The organism is Corynebacterium kalidii (assembly GCF_022869005.1).
GTDB lineage: Bacteria > Actinomycetota > Actinomycetes > Mycobacteriales > Mycobacteriaceae > Corynebacterium > Corynebacterium kalidii.
On the sequence record NZ_JALIEA010000011.1, the window covers coordinates 297,494 to 315,599 of the forward strand.

Annotated in this window: 17 protein-coding genes; 5 read left to right on the forward strand and 12 right to left on the reverse strand. The window is 71.1% G+C overall.

All coding sequences use genetic code 11. The annotated features are described in order from the left end of the window. Positions 1-36: 36 nt before the first annotated feature. From glpK to MUN33_RS04560, 7 genes are all read right to left on the reverse strand, one after another. A complete protein-coding gene (gene glpK / locus MUN33_RS04530; protein WP_244803707.1) occupies positions 37-1,617 on the reverse strand; it encodes a glycerol kinase GlpK in 1,581 nt (526 codons plus the stop codon). Next, positions 1,617-3,398, reverse strand: a complete 1,782-nt coding sequence (locus MUN33_RS04535; RefSeq protein WP_244803708.1) for an acetyl/propionyl/methylcrotonyl-CoA carboxylase subunit alpha — start codon at positions 3,396-3,398, stop codon at positions 1,617-1,619. The genes glpK and MUN33_RS04535 overlap by 1 nt, the downstream gene beginning before the upstream one ends. Positions 3,399-3,491: 93 nt before the next feature. Beyond that, a complete protein-coding gene (locus MUN33_RS04540) occupies positions 3,492-4,400 on the reverse strand; it encodes a sulfurtransferase (RefSeq protein WP_244803709.1) in 909 nt (302 codons plus the stop codon). Between the two features lie 204 nt (positions 4,401-4,604). Then, positions 4,605-5,738, reverse strand: coding sequence for an endonuclease domain-containing protein (locus MUN33_RS04545; RefSeq protein WP_244803710.1), 1,134 nt, complete (start codon positions 5,736-5,738; stop codon positions 4,605-4,607). A 191-nt stretch (positions 5,739-5,929) separates the two neighbouring features. Beyond that, positions 5,930-6,565: a Maf family protein gene (locus MUN33_RS04550; RefSeq protein ID WP_244803711.1), complete on the reverse strand. Its 636-nt coding sequence runs from the start codon at positions 6,563-6,565 to the stop codon at positions 5,930-5,932. After that, positions 6,558-6,827, reverse strand: a complete 270-nt coding sequence (locus tag MUN33_RS04555) for a hypothetical protein (protein ID WP_244803712.1) — start codon at positions 6,825-6,827, stop codon at positions 6,558-6,560. Before MUN33_RS04555 ends, MUN33_RS04550 begins: the two co-directional genes overlap by 8 nt. Before the next feature lie 42 nt (positions 6,828-6,869). Beyond that, positions 6,870-8,504 carry an acyl-CoA carboxylase subunit beta gene (locus tag MUN33_RS04560; RefSeq protein ID WP_244803713.1) on the reverse strand — a complete coding sequence of 545 codons (1,635 nt, stop codon included), beginning with the start codon at positions 8,502-8,504 and terminating at the stop codon, positions 6,870-6,872. Positions 8,505-8,583: 79 nt separating this feature from the next. On the opposite strand from MUN33_RS04560, the gene MUN33_RS04565 reads away from it, so the two are divergent. The 5 genes from MUN33_RS04565 (at position 8,584) to MUN33_RS04585 (ending at position 12,984) form a co-directional block, all read left to right on the forward strand. Beyond that, entirely contained in the window at positions 8,584-9,501 is a 918-nt protein-coding gene (locus MUN33_RS04565) for a biotin--[acetyl-CoA-carboxylase] ligase (protein WP_244803714.1), read from the forward strand. Between the two features lie 11 nt (positions 9,502-9,512). Continuing rightward, positions 9,513-10,076, forward strand: a complete 564-nt coding sequence (locus MUN33_RS04570; protein WP_244803715.1) for a PH domain-containing protein — start codon at positions 9,513-9,515, stop codon at positions 10,074-10,076. Between the two features lie 6 nt (positions 10,077-10,082). After that, complete coding sequence (locus tag MUN33_RS04575) at positions 10,083-11,351, forward strand: 5-(carboxyamino)imidazole ribonucleotide synthase (protein WP_369414920.1); 1,269 nt, start codon at positions 10,083-10,085, stop codon at positions 11,349-11,351. Positions 11,352-11,450: 99 nt separating this feature from the next. Next, positions 11,451-11,927 (forward strand): 5-(carboxyamino)imidazole ribonucleotide mutase, encoded by a 477-nt coding sequence (gene purE, locus MUN33_RS04580; RefSeq protein ID WP_244803951.1) that lies wholly within the window; start codon positions 11,451-11,453, stop codon positions 11,925-11,927. Positions 11,928-11,949: 22 nt separating this feature from the next. Further along, complete coding sequence (locus MUN33_RS04585) at positions 11,950-12,984, forward strand: YdcF family protein (RefSeq protein ID WP_244803716.1); 1,035 nt, start codon at positions 11,950-11,952, stop codon at positions 12,982-12,984. A 14-nt stretch (positions 12,985-12,998) separates the two neighbouring features. Here MUN33_RS04585 and MUN33_RS04590 read toward each other — a convergent pair whose 3' ends face one another. The 5 genes from MUN33_RS04590 to MUN33_RS04610 all read right to left on the reverse strand — a co-directional run bounded on the left by MUN33_RS04590 (position 12,999) and on the right by MUN33_RS04610 (position 17,976). Beyond that, on the reverse strand, positions 12,999-14,435 hold the full coding sequence (locus tag MUN33_RS04590; protein ID WP_244803717.1) for a DUF5129 domain-containing protein: 1,437 nt from the start codon (positions 14,433-14,435) through the stop codon (positions 12,999-13,001). 28 nt (positions 14,436-14,463) lie between these two features. Beyond that, positions 14,464-14,679, reverse strand: coding sequence for a hypothetical protein (locus MUN33_RS04595; protein WP_244803718.1), 216 nt, complete (start codon positions 14,677-14,679; stop codon positions 14,464-14,466). Continuing rightward, positions 14,676-15,494 carry a carbohydrate ABC transporter permease gene (locus MUN33_RS04600; protein ID WP_244803952.1) on the reverse strand — a complete coding sequence of 273 codons (819 nt, stop codon included), beginning with the start codon at positions 15,492-15,494 and terminating at the stop codon, positions 14,676-14,678. The genes MUN33_RS04595 and MUN33_RS04600 overlap by 4 nt, the downstream gene beginning before the upstream one ends. Beyond that, positions 15,494-16,570: a carbohydrate ABC transporter permease gene (locus MUN33_RS04605; RefSeq protein WP_244803953.1), complete on the reverse strand. Its 1,077-nt coding sequence runs from the start codon at positions 16,568-16,570 to the stop codon at positions 15,494-15,496. The genes MUN33_RS04600 and MUN33_RS04605 overlap by 1 nt, the downstream gene beginning before the upstream one ends. 140 nt (positions 16,571-16,710) lie before the next feature. Then, entirely contained in the window at positions 16,711-17,976 is a 1,266-nt protein-coding gene (locus MUN33_RS04610) for an ABC transporter substrate-binding protein (RefSeq protein WP_244803719.1), read from the reverse strand. Positions 17,977-18,106: the final 130 nt, after the last annotated feature.

Genomic DNA, 18,106 nt, shown 5'->3' on the forward strand with positions numbered 1-18,106 from the left:
GAGCAGGGGCCAGGGGCGGCTCCCCGGGCACCGCCGCTACGCCCAGCCGAGGGTCCGCTCGACGGCCTTGTTCCACAGGGCGTAGGCCTCGTCCCGCTCGGCGGCGGCCATGGCCGGGGTGTAGGAGCGCTCCTCCTGCCAGAGGCGCCGGACCTCGTCGACGTCCTCGAAGAAACCGGTCGCCAGGCCGGCGGCGTAGGCCGCGCCCAGGGCCGTGGTCTCGGTGACCTTCGGGACGGTGACCGGCACACCCAGCTGGTCGGACTGGAACTGCATCAGCAGGGAGTTGACCACCATGCCGCCGTCGGCCCGCAGGTGCGTCAGGGGCACACCGGAGTCCGCGTTCATGGCGTCGACGACCTCGCGGGTCTGGAAGGCGGTCGCCTCCAGGGCGGCGCGCGCGATGTGCGCCTTGGTGACGTAGCGGGTCAGGCCGGCGACCACGCCGCGGGCGTCCGGGGCCCACCGGGGTGCGAGCAGTCCGGAGAACGCCGGGACGACCACGCAACCACCGTTGTCGTCGACACTGCGCGCCAGGCCCTCGACCTCGGAGGACGACGAGATGAGACCGAGGTTGTCCCGCAACCACTGGATCAACGAGCCGGTCACGGCGACGGAGCCCTCCAGGGCGAACACGGTCGGTTCACCGCCGAGCCGGTAGGCCACGGTGCTGATCAGCCCGTGGGAGGACGTCTCCAGCGTGGTGCCGGTGTTCATCAGCAGGAAGTTGCCGGTGCCGTAGGTGCACTTCGCCTCGCCCGGCTCGGTGCACGCCTGGCCGAAGGTGGCGGCCTGCTGGTCGCCGAGGATCCCGGCGATGGTGACGCCGTTGACCGGTCCGGAGCGCTGCACCCGCCCGATCCGTTCCGACGAGCTGACGATCTCGGGCAGCATCGACATCGGCACCCCCATCGCCTCGCAGAGCTCGGGGTCCCACTGCTGGGTCCGCAGGTCCATGAGCATGGTGCGTGACGCGTTGGTGACGTCGGTGACGTGCAGGACGCGGTGGCGTCGGTTGGCGGGGCTGCGCCGGGAGCGGCGGGTGAGTTCCCAGACGATCCAGGTGTCCATCGTCCCGAAGGCGAGTTCGCCGCGTTCGGCGCGTTCGCGCACGCCCTCGACGTTGTCGAGGATCCAGCGGATCTTCGGTCCCGCGAAGTAGGTCGACACCGGCAGCCCGGTGCGTTCGCGGAACAGGTCTCCGTGGTCGGCCTCGAGCCGGGAGCAGAAGTCGCCGGTGCGGTTGTCCTGCCAGACGATGGCGTTGTACACCGGTTCACCGGTCTCGCGGTCCCAGACGACGGTCGTCTCGCGCTGGTTGGTGATGCCGAGCCCCGCCAGGTCCTCGGTGCCGATGTCCGCCCGGGCGACGGCGTCGGCGATGACGCGGCGGGCGTTGAGGCGGATCTCCTCCGGGTCGTGCTCGACCCAGCCGGGCCGGGGGAAGATCTGCCGGTGTTCCAGCTGGCTGACCGAGTGCACCGCGCCGGACTCGTCGAAGACGATGGCGCGGGTCGAGGTGGTGCCCTGGTCCAGCGAGAGGATGTACCCCCGGCCCTGCCCACCTGACCTGCCTGGACGGCCGGAGCGGAAGAAGCTGCTGAACCGGTCGGACATCAGAGGATCTTCAGCAGGGGCTGCGACTTGGTGACACCGTCGCCGGCGGAGACGGCGAGCCCGGACACGGTGCCGGACTTGTGGGCCTTCACCGCGTTCTCCATCTTCATCGCCTCGATGACCAGGAGCTGGTCACCCTCGGTGACCTCGGCACCCTCCTCGACGAGGACGGTGACCACGGTGCCCTGCATCGGTGCGACGGCGGTGTCGCCGGAGACCTTGACCTCGCGGCGTCCGGCGTTCCTGCGGGCCCGACGGCGCGGGCCGGCGGTGCCGACGAGGTCCCCGGGCACGGCGACCTCGACACGGCGGCCGTCGACCTCGACGGTGAGGCGCCGCGGCGGGACGGCACCGTCAGCACCGTCAGTGTCGTCGGTACCTGCGGCACTGTCAGAACCGGCGGCACCGTCGGCCAACTGGTTGTCCCACTCCTCCTCGATCCAGCGGGTGTAGACGTCCAGCGAGTCGCCGGTGAACGCCGGGTCGTCGAGAACGGCCCGGTGGAAGGGGACCACGGTGGGCAGTCCCTCGACGACGTACTCGTCGAGCGCCCGCCGTGCCCGGCTCAGTGCCTGGTCACGGTCCTCGCCGGTGACGATGAGCTTGGCGAGCATGGAGTCGAACTGGCCGCCGACCACGGCGCCCTGCTCCACCCCGGAGTCCACCCGCACACCCGGACCCGACGGCTCCCGGTAGGCGGTCAGCGTGCCGGGGGCGGGCATGAAGCCCGCCGCGGCGTCCTCGCCGTTGATCCGGAACTCGATGGAGTGGCCCCGCAGCTCCGGGTCGGTGGTGCGGGACAGCTCGCGGCCCTCGGCGATCCGGAACTGCTCACGGACCAGGTCCCAGCCCGCGACCTCCTCGGTGACGGGATGCTCGACCTGCAGCCGGGTGTTGACCTCCAGGAAGGAGATCAGCCCGTCCGAGCCGATGAGGAACTCCACGGTCCCCGCACCCTGGTAGCCCGCGGCACGCAGGATGTCCTTGGCGGAGGTGCGCAGACGCTCGTCCTGCTCGGCGGTGAGGAACGGCGCGGGGGCCTCCTCGACGAGCTTCTGGAAACGACGCTGCAGCGAGCAGTCACGGGTCGAGGCGACGACGTAGTTGCCGTGGGCGTCGGCCAGCACCTGGCACTCCACGTGCCGGGCACGGTCGAGGTAGCGCTCCACGAAGCACTCGCCGCGTCCGAAGGCCTTCTCCGCCTCACGGGTGGCGGAGTCGAACAGCCCCGGGATCTCCTCGACGGTGTGCGCGACCTTCATGCCGCGTCCGCCGCCGCCGAACGCCGCCTTGATGGCGACGGGCAGACCGTGCTCGGCGGCGAAGGCGACGATCTCGTCGGCGTCGGCGACCGGCTCCCGGGTGCCCGGCACCATCGGGGCGTCGACCTTCGTGGCGTAGTGGCGTGCGGTGACCTTGTCCCCGAGCTCGGCGATGGCGCTGGGGGACGGGCCGATCCAGGTCAGTCCGGCCTCGATGACGGCGGCGGCGAAGTCGGCCCGCTCGGAGAGGAAACCGTAGCCGGGGTGGACGGCGTCCGCGCCGGAGCGCACGGCGGCGTCGACGACTTTGCCGATGTCCAGGTAGGAGTCTGCCGGTGACGAGCCGCCGAGCGCGAACGCCTCGTCGGCCATCCGCACGAAGGGCGCGTCAGCGTCCGGCTCCGCGTACACGGCGACCGAGGCGATGCCCTCGTCCCGGGCAGCCCGGATCACCCGGACGGCGATTTCGCCACGGTTGGCGATCAGCACCTTCGACAACTTCCGGGTCTCTACCGGCACGTCCACTCCTCACAACAACGGGTCACACACTTGATTCACACAAGACTCTACGACGTTACTACGTCAACCAGCGTCGGTCACAGACGGAATGTTTCAGCCCCCGGTCGCGATCGGCATCCGCACCATGTTGCCCCACTCCACCCACGACCCGTCGTAGGCGCGGACGTCCTCCCAGCCCAGCAGGTGGTGCAGGACGAACCACAGGTGGGCGGCGCGTTCCCCGGCGTGGCAGTAGGACACCGTCGCACCGGAGGGGTCCAGGGCGGAGAACACCTCGTCGAGCTCGTCGCGCGTGCGGAAACGGTGGTTGGGGTGCAGCGTCGACCGCTGCGGGAGGTTCACCGCCCCGGGGATGTGGCCGGCCCGGCACACCGGGATGTCCCGGCCGGTGGTGGCGTTGTCGGACGCCTCGTCGTCCGCCGTGTCGGCCGGACCGTGGCGACGGACCCCGATGAAGTCCTCGGCGTCCCGCAGGTCGATCAGCTGCAGCGCGTCGTGCCGGGCACGGACCTCGTCGACGAAGATCCGGTGCGAGGTGTCGTCCCGTTCGACGACGGGGTAGCCCGAGGTCGGTGCCGGCGGGGCGTCGTAGGAGGTCTCGCGCTCGTCCTGCATCCACGCCTCACGGCCGCCGTCGAGCAGGCGGACGTCCGGATGGCCGAAGAGCTCGAACACCCAGAGGGTGTAGCTCGCCCACAGGTTGGAGTCGTCGCCGTAGACGACCACCGTGTCGTCCCGGGTGATCCCCTTGGCGTCCATGAGCCGGGCGAAGGCCTCCCCGTCGAGGAAGTCCCGGGTGACCGGGTCGCCGAGGTCCTCGTGCAGGTCGATGCGGATGGCGGTCGGCAGGTGGCCGATGTTGTAGAGGATGGGGTCGGAGTCCGACTCCACCACCTTCAACCCGGGGCCGCCCAGTTTCGCGCCGAGCCAGGAGCTCGTCACGAGCTTGCCGGGGTGGGCGTACTGCCGAAGATTCGGGCTGGGGTCCAGTTCGATTCCCACGGGTGAGGGCACCGCCTTTCTTGTTCGTCACCAGAAGTCTAGCGTCCACGGGCCGGTGAATTGCGATCGTCCGGCGATCCGCCGTGAATCCGCACGGTACGGGGCGGACGACGGTGGCCCATCGGGGATTGAGTCCACAGGTCAGGAAAACGGCCGTAGCGTGACCGGAGGGCTCAATCCGTCCTACCCTCACCCCTCACCGCCTCACCGTCTACCCTGTGCGCGCTCCAACGCCCGGCCGAGCTGGCGCAGCAGCTTCGCCCGTCTCCGGTGCAGGAGTCCGGCGTCGACCCGCAGCACCTCCCACCCGTCGTCGCGGAGGTCCTGGTACTGCTCGATGTCCGTGAGCCGCTGCCCGTCGGCGGTGTGGTGCGCGCCGTCGTAGTAGAGCCCCACCCGCAGTTCCTCGCACGCGAGGTCGAGGACCGTCGAACGGTCGCCGAGACACACCCGCACCTGGGATGTCCAGGTCAACCCCGCCGGCAGCAGCGGGGCGACCACCAGACGCAGGGCGGTCTCGGCCGGGGACTGCGCCCCCTGGTCCGAGACGGCGACGAGCCTCTCCACCAGACGCCGGTCGACCGTGCCACGGCAGGCGTCGACGACCTCCGGCCCGGTGAGCACCGTGGCCTGCCACAGGGAGTCGAGCAGCTGGACGGCGCGGACCTCCTCCGGACGGAATCCCGGGATGTGCGGGGTCCACCAGCCGTGTGTCCGCTTCACCAGTGTCGCCAGGCACTGCGCGGCCGCCGTCGGCCCCGGGACCACCGGCAGCGACGGGAACAGGGGGTCGGGGAACACCGGGTCGAGGTCCTCCGGCAGTACCCGGAACACCGGCCGGGTGGGGTTCCGCCCCGCCGCGACGGACTGGGCCCGGTTGCGGACCTTCGACGCCGACGACAGGAGGACCACCGGTGCGGAGTCCGACCAGTGCGGGACGCCGTGTAGCCCGAGCGCCTGCCAGTGGCTCACGACCGCCCCGGGGTGGATGAGGGAGTGCCCGCGGGCGCGGCTGACGCCGTCGAACCGGAAGGCCGCCGGATCGTCGCCCCGCCCGTGGGGGAGTACCTGGCGCAGGGCGGACGCCCCGGGGACCGGACGGGTGTCGGCGGCCAGGTCGGCCGGGGTGAGCCCAGGGCGGAGCATGAGGACGCCCCTGGTCAGGGTGATGAAATGACGGTCCAGCATGGTCCGTGTCGCCCCGCAGGCGAGCAGACTGGTCCGGGTCGCCGGGGTGACCGCGGGAAGGACGCGGCGGGTGTAGAGGGGGCCGTTGCCCGGAGGGATCCGGCCGTCACGGGCCGCCAGTTCGAGACGGGTGCTCCAGGTCGTGTCCACCGCACCAGTACACCGCAGGCCGGGAGAGGGGGAATGCCGTGGAGCGGGGTTGTCCCGGGACCCTGTGGACAACCCCGGATCTGTGGAGGCAGCGCCGGGCGGTGTCGCACCGTGAGTCCCCGGGTCACGTTCCGGACGGTTCCCTGACCGGAGGGCTCAATCCGTCCCACCGGTGCCGCCGGGAGCACGTCCTACCGGTTCCAGAAATCCGAGACCTGCAGCCCGAAACCGGCGAAGGTCCGGCGCAGCAGCGGCAACGACAGCCCGATCACGCTGGAGGGGTCGCCCTCGATCCGGTCGATGAACCATCCGCCCAGGGCCTCGAGGGTGAAGGCCCCGGCGCACTGGAGCGGCTCGCCGGTGGCGGCGTAGGCCTCGATGTCCCGGTCCGACGCCTCGGCGAAGTGGACGACGGTCTCGCTGCTGCCGGTCACGGTCTGTCCGCGCCATGTCACGGCGTGGCCGGTGACCAGTGTCGCCGCCGCCCCGCGTTGGCGCTTCCAGCGTTCGACGGTGCGCTCGGCTGTGAGCGGCTTGCCCTGCAGTTCACCATCGAGCAGCAGCATCGAGTCCGCGGCGACGACGACGGTGCGTGCCCCGTCGACCCGGTCGCCGTACTGGTCGAGGACGGCCCTCGACTTCGCCTGCGCCAGATGGCACACCACCTGGGCGGGCGTGGGGGAGGGCACCCGGGCGTGCAGCTCTGCGGTGGCGGCGTCCTCGTCGACCCCGGGGACGAGGACCTCGGGTTCCACCCCCGCGGAGCGGAGCACCGACAGCCTCGACGGGGACGAGGAGGCCAGGACCAGCCGCGCCCGCTCAGCCACGGAAACCGGTGGGGTTGAAGTCCCCGCCGACACCACGCGGCCGGGAGAACTGGTCGGCCGGCGTGCCCCACAGGCCACGCGAGGTGCCGCGGGCCTGTGCCCGCCTGATGTCACGGGGGTCGGTGCCGGCGGACGACTCCGCGGCACGGGCGGCCTCGGCGACGAGGACACCGAGTGCCCGGCCGATGGCCTCGGTCTCGACCTCGGTGGGGTGGCCCTTGAGGACGGTGAAGGTGGGGGACGGGGCGTCCGGGGCTGTCATGGCGGGTGCTCCTCGTGCTTCCGGTGTGCTTCTACAGCGCTTCTACAGCGGCAGGTTGCCGTGCTTGCGGGCGGGGGTGTCGATGACCTTGCGTTCCAGCAGGCCGAGGCCGTCGATGACCTGGGCGCGGGTCCGGGACGGGGGGATCACGGCGTCGACGTAACCGCGCTCGGCCGCGGCGTAGGGGTTGACCAGGGTCTTCTCCACCTCGTCGGTGAGCTCCACGGTCAGCGCCGCGACGTCCTTCCGGCGCCGTTCCGCCTTCGCCAGGGTGTCGGCGTGGACGGCGGCGACGGTGTTCTCCGCGTCGGCGTTGGAGATCTGGGCGCTCGGCCAGGCGAAGACGAGGTCCGCGCCGATGTTCTTGGAGCCCAGGGCGATGTAGGACGTCCCGTAGGCCTTCCGGGTGACCACGGTGACGATACCCACGGTCGCCTCGGCCACGGCGTACAGCAGGGAGGCGGAGCGACGCAGCAGGCCGCCGCGTTCCTCGTCGCCACCGGGCAGGAAGCCGGGGGAGTCGACGACGAAGACCACCGGGACGTTGAAGGAGTCGCAGGTGCGGATGAACCGGGCGGCCTTCTCTGCGGCCGCGGCGTCCAACGCACCGGCGAGGACCATCGGCTGGTTGGCGACGACACCGACGCCGCGACCACCGACGCGGGCGAAGCCGGTGAGGACGTTGCCTGCGTAGTCGGGCTGCAGCTCCAGGAACGAGTCGGGGTCCACGATGCCGGCGAGGACGTCGTTGACGTCGTAGCCGGCCAGGGGCGAGTCCGGGATGACCGAGTCCAGCGCGGCAGCGGCCCCGGTGCCGTCAGCGCCGTCAGCGCCGACAGCGCCGACAGTGCCGTCGGTCACCTCGGCGGCCGGCACCGTCGACCGGTTGTTGGACGGGAGCTGGCCGAGCACGGCCCGGACCGTCTCGAGTGCCGCGCGGTCGTCCGGCGCGGTGTGGTGCGAGGTCCCGGTGACCGCCGCGTGGGTCGCCGCGGACCCCAGGTCGTCGGCGGTGACGTCCTCCCCGACGACGCGCCGGGTGATCTCCGGGTCGGTCAGGTAGAGCGACGAGGAGCCCTCCACCATGACGACCACGTCGGCGAGCACCGGCTGGTGGGCCTCGGTCCCCGCCGTCGGCCCGGCGATCACCGAGATCTGCGGGACGACCCCGGACAGCTGGGTACGCAGACGGTAGAGACGTGCGGCCATGCCCAGCGACACCACGCCCTCCTTGACCCGGGCGCCGGTGGAGTCGTGCACGCCGACCAGGGGCACACCGGAACGCAGCGCGAGTTCCATGACCTTGACCAGCTTCTCGGCATGGACCTCGCCCACTGTGCCGTCGAACACGGTGCCGTCCTGGGAGAAGACGCAGACCTGCCGACCGTCGACGGTGCCGTAGCCGGTGACCACGCCGTCGGACACGGGGCGGGAGCGGTCCATCCCGTAGGCGTTGGCGCGGTGACGGGCCAGCGCGTCGATCTCGACGAACGACCCCTCGTCCAGGAGGTGCTCGACCCGTTCGCGGGCGGTGAGGCGGCCGGCCGCGTGGACGGTGGCGACGGCGTCCTCGCCGACCGGTGCCGACGTCTCCTCAAGACGGATGCGGAGATCCTCGAGTTTCCCTGCTGTGGTAGACGTGTCGACCTGGCGGGGGGCGGGGGTGGGTGAAGTCATGGCCTACAGTCTAGGAGCAAAGTGTTCCCGCGTCGCCACAGAGGTCGCCCGTGCGCGTGCGGGCGTTATCCTTGTGGCCATGACAGACTCCCGTGCCCCCCTCGACGCCTCCAGCCTCGCCGCCCTCCTCCCGGACGGCTCCCGCGTGGGGCCGATCTCCGTCACCGGGACGACGGGGTCGACGAACACGGACCTGGCGGACGCCTTCCGCGCGGACCCGGGGACCGCCGACCGGACGGTGCTCCTGGCGGAGGAGCAGGTCACCGCCCGTGGCAGGTTGGGCCGACGTTGGTCGGCACCGGCCGGCGCCCAGGTGATCATGAGCGTGCTGCTGCGGCCGTCGGCCGGCGAGGTGCCGCCCGCGCGGCTCGGGGAGCTGCCCCTGTTGATCGGGGTGGCCGTCGCCGAGGCGGCCCGGGGGACCGGCGTTGACGCGCGGCTGAAGTGGCCCAACGACGTCGTCGTGCTTGACGGACCCGCTCACGGACCCGGCGATGACGCGCGGCCGGCGTCGCCGTACGGCTACCGCAAGCTCGCCGGGATCCTCGTCGAGGCGGTGAGCCTCGACCCGGCGGCGGTCGTCGTCGGCGTCGGGCTGAACGCGTCGATCACGGCGGAGGAGTTCGCCCGGGCGGGGGTCGAGGCGGGCACCTCCCTGGCGGTGGAGGGGGCCACGATGCAGACCGTGCAGGACCGCCGGGCGCTCGCCGCCGCCGAGCTCTCCCGGATCCTCGAGGTGGACCGGGCCTGGCGTGACGGTGGCGAGGCGCTGGAGCGGCTGCGGCACCGCTACCGCGAGCTCTCGGCGACGCTCGGTACCCGGGTGCGTGCCGAACTGCCCGGCGGGGAGCGGCTCACCGGCACCGCCGTGGACCTCGACGGACAGGGCGGGCTGGTCGTCGCGACGGACGACGGCGGGCGACGGACGGTCACCGCCGGCGACGTCGTCCACCTGCGTCCTGTCTCGGGCGCCGGGTCGACCGGGGCGAAGGACTAGGGGGCGCCGCCGTGCCGAAGATCACCTTCGCCCCGGACGAGGAGGTCCTCGCCGAACTGAGCCCGTCGCGGCGCAGCACCCTGTTCCCGGTGCTGGAGCTCGTCGTCATCACCGGGCTGGTGTGGCTCGCCGTCGGGCTGGTCGACTCCTACCTCGGCGGACTGGCCACCACCTGGGTCGGCTACGTGCCGGACAACATCGCCGACGTCCCGGCGCTCGTCGGCGACGCGGACGCGGACACCGCCACGGCCGCGCTGTGGGCGCGCCGGGCCGTCCTGGTGGCGTGGGTGTGGTTGAGCTGGCGCCGGTGCCTGCGCCACCTGCTGTTCCGCACGCGCAGCCGGATGATCCTCACCGACAGCCGTCTGATCACCGCCACCGGGCACATGCGCAGCAGGATCGGGGAGGTCCCCGTGGCGCAGATCGTGGACGTGCGGGTGCACAAGTCCGAGGTCCGGGTGTTCCTGCGCGGGGGCGGACGGCCACTGGTGCTGCGCGACGTGCCCTACGCCCGGCGTTTCGCCCGGCTGCTGCATTCCCGCATCCCGGTCCACCTGCCGCGCCAGCTATACTGAACCACCGTGACTGACGCGCAGAAGACTCCCGACCGAACGCATTCCCGCCCGGAGGCGCACTCCCCGGACATGCCGCTGGTCACCGTCATCGGTGACGGGCAGCTCGCCCGGATGATGCAGCAGGCCGGTATCGAACTGGGGCTGACCGTCCGGCTGCTCGCCGGGTCGACCGGCGCCTCGGCCGCGCAGGCCACCGCGGACGTGTGGCTGGGGGCCTACACCGACGAGGGCGTGGTCCGGGGCGTCGCCGCGGGCGCGGACGCGGTGACCTTCGACCACGAGCATGTGCCCAACGACTACCTCGAGGCGCTCATCGCCGAGGGCGTCTACGTGCAGCCCCAGCCGTCGGCGTTGATCAACGCGCAGGACAAGCTGGTGATGCGTCGGCGGATGCGGGAGATCGGCGCCCCGGTGCCGCCGTTCCTGGCGGTGGAGTCCGTGGAGGACGCCGCGGGGTTCTGGGACGCCACCGACGGTGCGGTGTGCCTCAAGGCCCGTCGGGGCGGGTACGACGGCAAGGGTGTGTGGTTCCCCGCCACCCGCGACGACCTGTGCGCGCTGGTCGCCGACCTCCTCGCCGAGGGGGTGCCGTTGATGGCGGAGAAGAAGGTGCGCCTGGTCCGCGAGCTGTCGGCGATGGTGGCGCGGACGCCGTCGGGTGAGGTCGCGTCGTGGCCGGTCGTGGAGTCGGTGCAGGCCGACGGGATCTGCTACCTCGCGGTGGCGCCGGCACCGGCGGAGACGGAGGGACGGCGCCGGGTCGTCGACCAGGCGTACTCCCTGGCCCGGCAGGTGGCCGACGAGCTCGGTGTCACCGGCGTGCTCGCCGTCGAGCTCTTCGAGACCGTCGACGAGGCCGGGCAGCCGGAGATCATCGTCAACGAACTGGCGATGCGGCCGCACAACACCGGCCACTGGACCCAGGACGGGTGCGTGACCAGCCAGTTCGAGCAGCACCTGCGGGCGGTCCTGGACCGGCCGTTGGGGTCGACCGCACCGGTGTCCGCCACGACGGTGATGGCGAACGTCCTCGGTGACGACACTGCCGACCCGGAGATGCCGATGCCCCGGCGGATGGACGAGGTGTGGCGCCGGTTCCCCACGGCGAAGATCCACCTGTACGGCAAGGACTGGCGCCCGCGGCGCAAGATCGGGCACGTGAACATGTCCCTGCCCCTGGGTGTGGAGGCGACGGCGGAGAACGTCGACGCCCTGCGCCGCGACGCCCGCCTGGCGTCGGACTTCCTCGTGACCGCACGCTGGACGGACGCCTGACCCTCGCCGGCAGGTAGACTGACCGGCGTGACTACCGAGAACAGCTCAGAGAACAACGCAGGGGCGGACACAGGTCGCAGGCCCCTGGTCGGCATCGTGATGGGGTCGGACTCCGACTGGCCGACCGTGGAGCCCGCGGCGCAGGTCCTGGCGGAGTTCGGGGTCCCGATGGAGATCGGTGTGGTGTCTGCACACCGCACGCCTGAGCGGATGCTCGACTACGCCCGCAACGCCCACTCCACCGGCGTGAAGGTGATCATCGCCTGCGCCGGTGGCGCCGCACACCTGCCGGGCATGGTCGCCGCGGCGACACCGCTGCCGGTCATCGGTATCCCGCGCGCGCTGAAGAACCTGGACGGGCTGGACTCGTTGCTGTCGATCGTGCAGATGCCGGCCGGTGTCCCCACCGCGACGGTGTCCATCGACGGCGCGAAGAACGCCGGGCTGCTCGCCGTCCGGATGCTCGGCGTGGGCGACCCGCGCCTGCTGGAGGGCATGGTCGCCTACCAGGAGCGCATGCGTGACGAGGTCCTGGAGAAGGACAGCCGCCTGAAGCAGCAGCTGATGGGCGAATAGGGCCCGGGGGAGGAGCCTGACGATGTCGGCGATCCTGCTCGTCACCCTGCTGGTGACGGCCGCGGCCGGGGCCACCGCCTGGACCGTGAAGTCGCGGTCGCGGTGGCAGGGCAACGGACTGATGGTCCTGCTCGTCGCCGAGCTCCTGTGGGCGTGGCTCATCGTCGCCGCCCACGGCGGTGGTTTCCCGCTGCCGGTGTGGTCGGCGTGGGGTGTCTCGCACCTGGTCGTCGCCGGGGTCGGGTGGGGAGTCGCCCGGTGGATGGGCGACGCCCTGCCCGGTGTCGACGGGCGCGGCTGGTTCCACCTGAGCACCGTCGTGGCGGCGGCGCTGATGCTGTCACTGGGGCTGGGCAGTGCGGTCCTCGCCCTCGGCGCCTGGGACAGGTGGCGCACCTGGGGCGCGGGGGTCAACGACGCGCTGATCGTCCTCACCGTGCTCGGCGGGGCCGGGGTGGTGCTGTGGGTTGTCACGGTGGTGTCGATGGTGGTCTTCCTGCTGCAGGTGCGGCGTGGACGGCAGCGGCGGGCACCACGGGACGCCGACGCCGTGGTCGTCCTGGGTGCGGGGCTGGTCGCCGACCGGGTCAGCGACCTGCTGTCCTGCCGGTGTGACCGGGGTGCCGCGGCATGGCGCACCCTGGAGGCGGCGGACCCGGCGACGACCGCGCCGCTCATCGTCTCCGGTGGGCGGGGTGAGGACGAGCCGGTCACGGAGGCGGAGGCGATGCACCGCTACCTCGCCGGCCGCGGCTTCCCCCGCGACGTGGTCCTGGAGGAACGCTCCGCCACCGACACCACGGAGAACCTGCACTTCAGCCTGGACCTGCTCGCCGGGCAGGGGGTGGCCCACCCGTTCATCGTGGTGTGCACCTCGGACTTCCACGTGATGCGGACCGGGCGCATCCTGGAGATGCTGCGCGAGGAGCGGGCCGGCAACGGACGGCCCTTCGACGGGGTGGTGCTCGGCGCACCGACCCCGAAGCCGTCATTGCCGGCGGCGTACCTGCGGGAATACGTGGCGTTGATGATCCACCGGGTGCTGGGCCGGGCCTGAGACGGCGCAGGGGGTCAGAACCGCGCCGACCCGCCGCCGCCGGAGAAGCCGCTGCTGAAGGACACGTTCGTTCCGGAGGACGTGGCGCTCTGGGCGGCCTCGACATCCGCCGTGTGCCAGGAACTGAGGAGCGCGAAGGGGATCCAGTTCCCGTGCCCGGCACCCACCCGGTAGTCCGCGTCGTAGATCCGGGGAGCATGCCGGTCCCCGTCGTCCGTCGACAGGCCGTCCATCTCCTGCTCCCGCACCAGGGACAGCACCTGCCCGTAGGAGCGGACGATGGCGGCGTACCGGTCCATGAAGTCCGGGGCGTCGAGGTCGGCCGACAGTGCCTCGACCTGCGCGGAGACGCCGGACAGCATCTCCTGCAGGCCGGGCGAGGTGGTGCCGGCACGGGCGGCGGTGACGTCGTCGGAGAGTGCGGAGAGTTCGCGGCGGCGCACACCGGTGTCGCCGTGCTCCATGGCGAAGATCCGGTCGATGGTGCCCTCCGCGCGCACCATCCTGGTCATCGCCCGGTGGGCGTCGGCGAGGGTGGCGGCATGCGAGCGGAAGGCCTTGTCGTCGGACTCCTGCGACAGGCCCGTCGCGGAGAGCCCGGTGTCGACGGCGAGGAAGGCGTCACGGCATTCCCGCCACTGCCGACGCAGCTCGTCGTCGGCGACGGGTGAGGTCAGCGAGTTCGCCCGCACGTCGATCTGGTCCATCCGGAGCGCGACGTCGGTGTAACGGTCGCTGATCTCGTCGAACTGTCCGCGGGCGGTGGCGGCCTTCTTCCTGCGGTGGGCGGCGACCGCCCACCACGCCCCGCCGCCGCCCACGACGGCGAGCACACCGGCCCCGGCGAGGATCTGGGTGCCGGAGGGGCCGGATTCCTCGACGACGAGGGACGGGTCGGCCGCGGTGCGGGCGCCGTCGAGCATCGCCACGGTCCAGTTGCCGCGCTGCAGGGCGGGCCGCATGTCGGCGAGCGTCCGGTCGAGGTGGCCGCCCTCGAAGAGGTCGAGGGCGCTGCAGACGTCGTCACCGCAGTACACCCCATATCCCCGAGACGAGATGCCCACGGCGATGATGAGGCTCCCCGGGGCCCAGGTGGCGCCCTCCCCGGTGCCGTCGGGGACGAGGCGTTCCTCGTGGTCACCGACCCAGTCGAGGATCCCGTCGTTGAACTGTTCGTCGGTGCCCAGCCCGTCCTCCGAGGAGTCCAGGACGATGTAGGTGACGTCCCGGACCTGGTCCGGAAGCCCGATCCGGGGTGTCTCCGTGGCGAGGGTGTCCTCGCTGGAGGGGGAGAGGACGTCGTCGGGGTCGGTGACGGTCACGGTGGGGCCGTTCTCCGGCGCGGCTGCGGCAGCCGGTGTGGTGGCGGCAGCCAGGGGGCCGGCGAGGCTGACGAGGCCGGCGACGAGGACAGCGACGAGGACGGTGGCGGTGCGGAACAGTGGTGTCATGGTGGCCCCAGGCTACCGGGGTGCGGTGTCAGTCGTAGCGGCGCCAGCGACGCCACACCGCCCACGTGGCGAGCAGGAGCACCGCCAGCAGCAGCGACGGCCACACGTCCGGGTCGTCCTGCAGTACGTTCCACACCGCCTGGACCAGCGCCAGGACGGTGAAGAAGGCCAGGAACCCGAGGAGCGCCTCCAGGACGGTGCGTCGGCGCCTGTACTCGGAGTGGTCCGGGCCGTCACCGGTCACTTCACGCCGCCGGCGGTCAGCCCGGACACGATCCGACGCTGGAACACCAGCACCATGACCACCAGCGGGACGGTGACCAGCGCACCGGCGGCCATCGTCGCCGCGTAGGGGAACTGGAAGGCGCTGGCCCCGGTGAACCGGGCGATCGCCACGGTCACGGGCTCGGTGGAGGTGGTGGACAGCTGCTTGGCCAGCATGAACTCGTTCCAGGTGGCGATGAACGCCAGGATCGCGGTGGTGAACAGGGCGGGGGCGGCCAGCGGCAGGATGACCTTGCGGAAGGCCAGCCCCCGGGAGGCCCCGTCGACGCGGGCGGCCTCCTCCAGCTTCCACGGCAGTTCCCGGAAGAACGAGGTCAGGGTGTAGACCGTGAGCGGCAGGACGAAGGAGATGTTCGGGATGATCAGCGCCTGGTAGGAACCGATCCAGCCGATGTTGCTGAACAGCTGGAACAACGGGGTCACCAGCGCGATGCCGGGGAACATCGAGGCGGCGAGGATGATCCCGGTGACGAACCCCTTCCCGCGGAAGTCCACCCGCGCCAGGGCGTAGGCGGTGAACACGCCGACGACCAGGGCGATCACGGTGGTCGCCACACCGATGATGAGGCTGTTGCCGATGGCGCGCAGGAAGTTGTTCCCGGCGTCGGTGGCGAGCGCGTCCCGGAAGTTCTCGAGGGTCAGGTGGCTGGGCACCGGGTTGGTGGAGAAGGTGTGGTCCTTGTCGCGGAACGCGGTGACGACCATCCAGTAGAACGGCGCGAGTGCCCAGACCAGGATCAGGAGCACGGGCAGGTAGTTGCGGACGACCTTCATCATCGGGTGGCCTCCGGGGTGTGTTCAGGGGACTGCGGGGTGGACGGGCCGTCGCCGGGACCATCGTGACCATCGTGACCGCCGGGGTCGGCCGTGGCCGTCCCGCGGCGCAGGAACCGGCGGCGGCGCGTCGACGGTGGCAGGTTCCGTGTGCCGGCGACGTCGGCGCCGAGGAACTTCACCATCACGAAGGCGATGGCGAAGATCAGCAGGAAGATCAGGGTCGACGCCGCCGAGGCGGAGTTGAAGTTCCCGGACTTGGTGTCGGCGATCACCAGCTGGCTGATCACCGCGGTCGGCGAGTTCGTCGACTCGCTGATCATGATGACCGGCAGGTCGTACATCCGCAGCGCGTCGAGCGTGCGGAACAGCACGGCGACCATCAGCGCGGGCTTGATCAGCGGCAGGGTGATCCGGGTGAACTGCTGCCACCGGGACGCCCCGTCGACCCGGGCGGCCTCGTAGACCCCGCCCGGCACCATCTGCAGGCCGGCGAGGATGAGCAGCGCCATGAACGGCGCGGTCTTCCACACGTCGGCGATGATCACCGCGAAGCGCGCGGCCCACGGGTCCGTCGTCCAGGCGATGTCGAGGCCGAACAGGGAGTTGACGATGCCGTCGGGGGCGAAGATGAACTGCCAGAGCTTCGCCGTCACCGCGGTGGGGATGGCCCACGGGATGAGCACGGCGGCGCGCAGCAGGCTGCGTCCCCAGAAGGTCTTCGACATGGTGACCGCCATCCACAGCCCCAGGACGGTCTCCAGGGCGACGGTGACGACCACGAAGAAGAGGGTGATCCACAGGGCGGGCCAGAAGTCGGTCGCCAGGTTGCCCGGGGCGCAGGTCGACGCTTCGCCGGTGGGGGACAGGCAGCGTTGGGTCAGCCAGTACAGGTAGTGGTCGAGGCCGGCGAACCCGCCGTCGACGAACATGCCGGTGTCCGGATCCAGGTGCCGGTCGGCCTGGAACGAGAGGTAGACCGCGCGCAGGATCGGGTACCCGATGACCAGAGCGAGCAGGGCCAGGCTGGGGCCGACGAACCACAGGGCGCGGAGATCACGCTTCTTCTTGGGGATCGCGGAAGTCGTGGAAGTCACGGAATTCACGGAAGTCGTCGAAGTCACAGGGTGAACCTTATCGGTAACGCAGGACGCCCGGTATACCGTCGGTATGGCGACGGCAGCCGGGCGTGACTGTCGGTGGGGTCTCGGGGGTGTCAGCTACTCACGTTCGCGATCGCGGACTCCATGTCGTTGGTCGCGTCCTCGACGCTCTTGCCACCGGTGATGGCGGCGTAGGCGTTGTCCCGGACGGCCTTGGAGAGCTCGTCGTAGTTCGGGGACGCGGCACGCGGCTTCGCGTTCTCCAGGGACTCCTTCAGCGCGGGGAGGTAGGGGAACTCGTCGACCAGGGCCTGGTCGTCGTAGATGGACGCCAGCACCGGCGGGAAGGACTCCTCGGCGAAGGACCGCTGGTTCTCCTCGTTCACGATGAACTGCATGAAGTCCAGGGCCGTGGCCTTGTGCTCGGAGTTGATGTTGATGGCGTTGTTGTAGCCGCCCAGCGTGGAGACGCCGACACCGTCCTTGCCGACGAGCGGCTGGACCTCGACCTTGCCGGCGACGGCGGAGCCCTCGGCCTCGGCCTCGCCGTACATGTACGGCCAGTTGACCGCCATGGCGTTCTGCCCCTGGGTGAAGCTCAGGTTGGTCTCCTCCTCGGAGGCGCCGGTGGAGGACGAGGCGATGGTGCCGTCCTCGTAGGCGTCGACCAGCGCCTGGAGGCCTTCACGGGACTCCGCCGAGGTCACGGTGGTCTCCCCGTCCTCGTCGAGGATGCCGCCGCCCCAGCCGTCCATGAAGTTCCCGGTGTTGATCGTCAGGCCCTCGTACTGCTTGAGCTGGGTGATGAGGCAGTCGTTGTTGTCGGCGGTGACCTCCTCGCAGGAGGTCACGACGTCCTCCCACGTCTCGGGGGCCTCCGGCACCATGTCGGTGTTGCGGTAGAGCAGCTGGGCGTTGGTGTTCTGCGGCAGGCCGTAGAGGGTGTCGTTGTAGGTCGCGGACTCCACGGTGGCGTCCAGCAGGCCGTCGGTGTCGACCTCCAGGTCGTCCTGCAGCGGGGCGATCCACCCGTTCGCGGCGAACTGGGCGGTCCACACCACGTCCATCGCCATGACGTCGATGTCGGAGGAGCCGGCCTGGAGCGACTGGACGAGCGTGTCGCGCTGGGCGTCGGCCTCACCGGCGAGTTCCTGGAGGGTGACCTGCTCGTCCGGGTTCTCCTCGTTCCAGCGGTCGATGACCGGCCGGAGCTTGTCGGTGTCGTTCTTGCCCATGGCGAAGGTGATGGGCCCCCGTCCGTCGGTACCGCCGGCGCCGCCGTCACCGTTGCCCCCGTCGTCGGAGGAACAGGACACCAGTGCTGCACTGAGTCCGACGGCCGAGACACCGGCCAGGATCTTCTTTGAGAGGTTGGCCATGGCCGGAACCTTTCTACGTAGGTACGGCTCCGCAGGAACACTGCCGACGGAACTCATCTGGGAAACGTCACCCCCACCGGACACGCGACTTATCGCCGCCCCGTGGGTTCTTCCGTCGAGTGTAGTATCC

Bases quoted from the DNA above. Each gene is read 5' to 3' on its own strand.
- MUN33_RS04590 (WP_244803717.1), bottom strand. From the start codon at position 14,435: ATGACACCACTGTTCCGCACCGCCACCGTCCTCGTCGCTGTCCTCGTC.
- MUN33_RS04555 (WP_244803712.1), bottom strand. From the start codon at position 6,827: ATGACAGCCCCGGACGCCCCGTCCCCCACCTTCACCGTCCTCAAGGGC.
- MUN33_RS04600 (WP_244803952.1), bottom strand. From the start codon at position 15,494: ATGAAGGTCGTCCGCAACTACCTGCCCGTGCTCCTGATCCTGGTCTGG.
- MUN33_RS04560 (WP_244803713.1), bottom strand. From the start codon at position 8,504: ATGACTTCACCCACCCCCGCCCCCCGCCAGGTCGACACGTCTACCACA.
- glpK (WP_244803707.1), bottom strand. From the start codon at position 1,617: ATGTCCGACCGGTTCAGCAGCTTCTTCCGCTCCGGCCGTCCAGGCAGG.
- purE (WP_244803951.1), top strand. From the start codon at position 11,451: ATGGGGTCGGACTCCGACTGGCCGACCGTGGAGCCCGCGGCGCAGGTC.
- MUN33_RS04565 (WP_244803714.1), top strand. From the start codon at position 8,584: ATGACAGACTCCCGTGCCCCCCTCGACGCCTCCAGCCTCGCCGCCCTC.
- MUN33_RS04610 (WP_244803719.1), bottom strand. From the start codon at position 17,976: ATGGCCAACCTCTCAAAGAAGATCCTGGCCGGTGTCTCGGCCGTCGGA.
- MUN33_RS04585 (WP_244803716.1), top strand. From the start codon at position 11,950: ATGTCGGCGATCCTGCTCGTCACCCTGCTGGTGACGGCCGCGGCCGGG.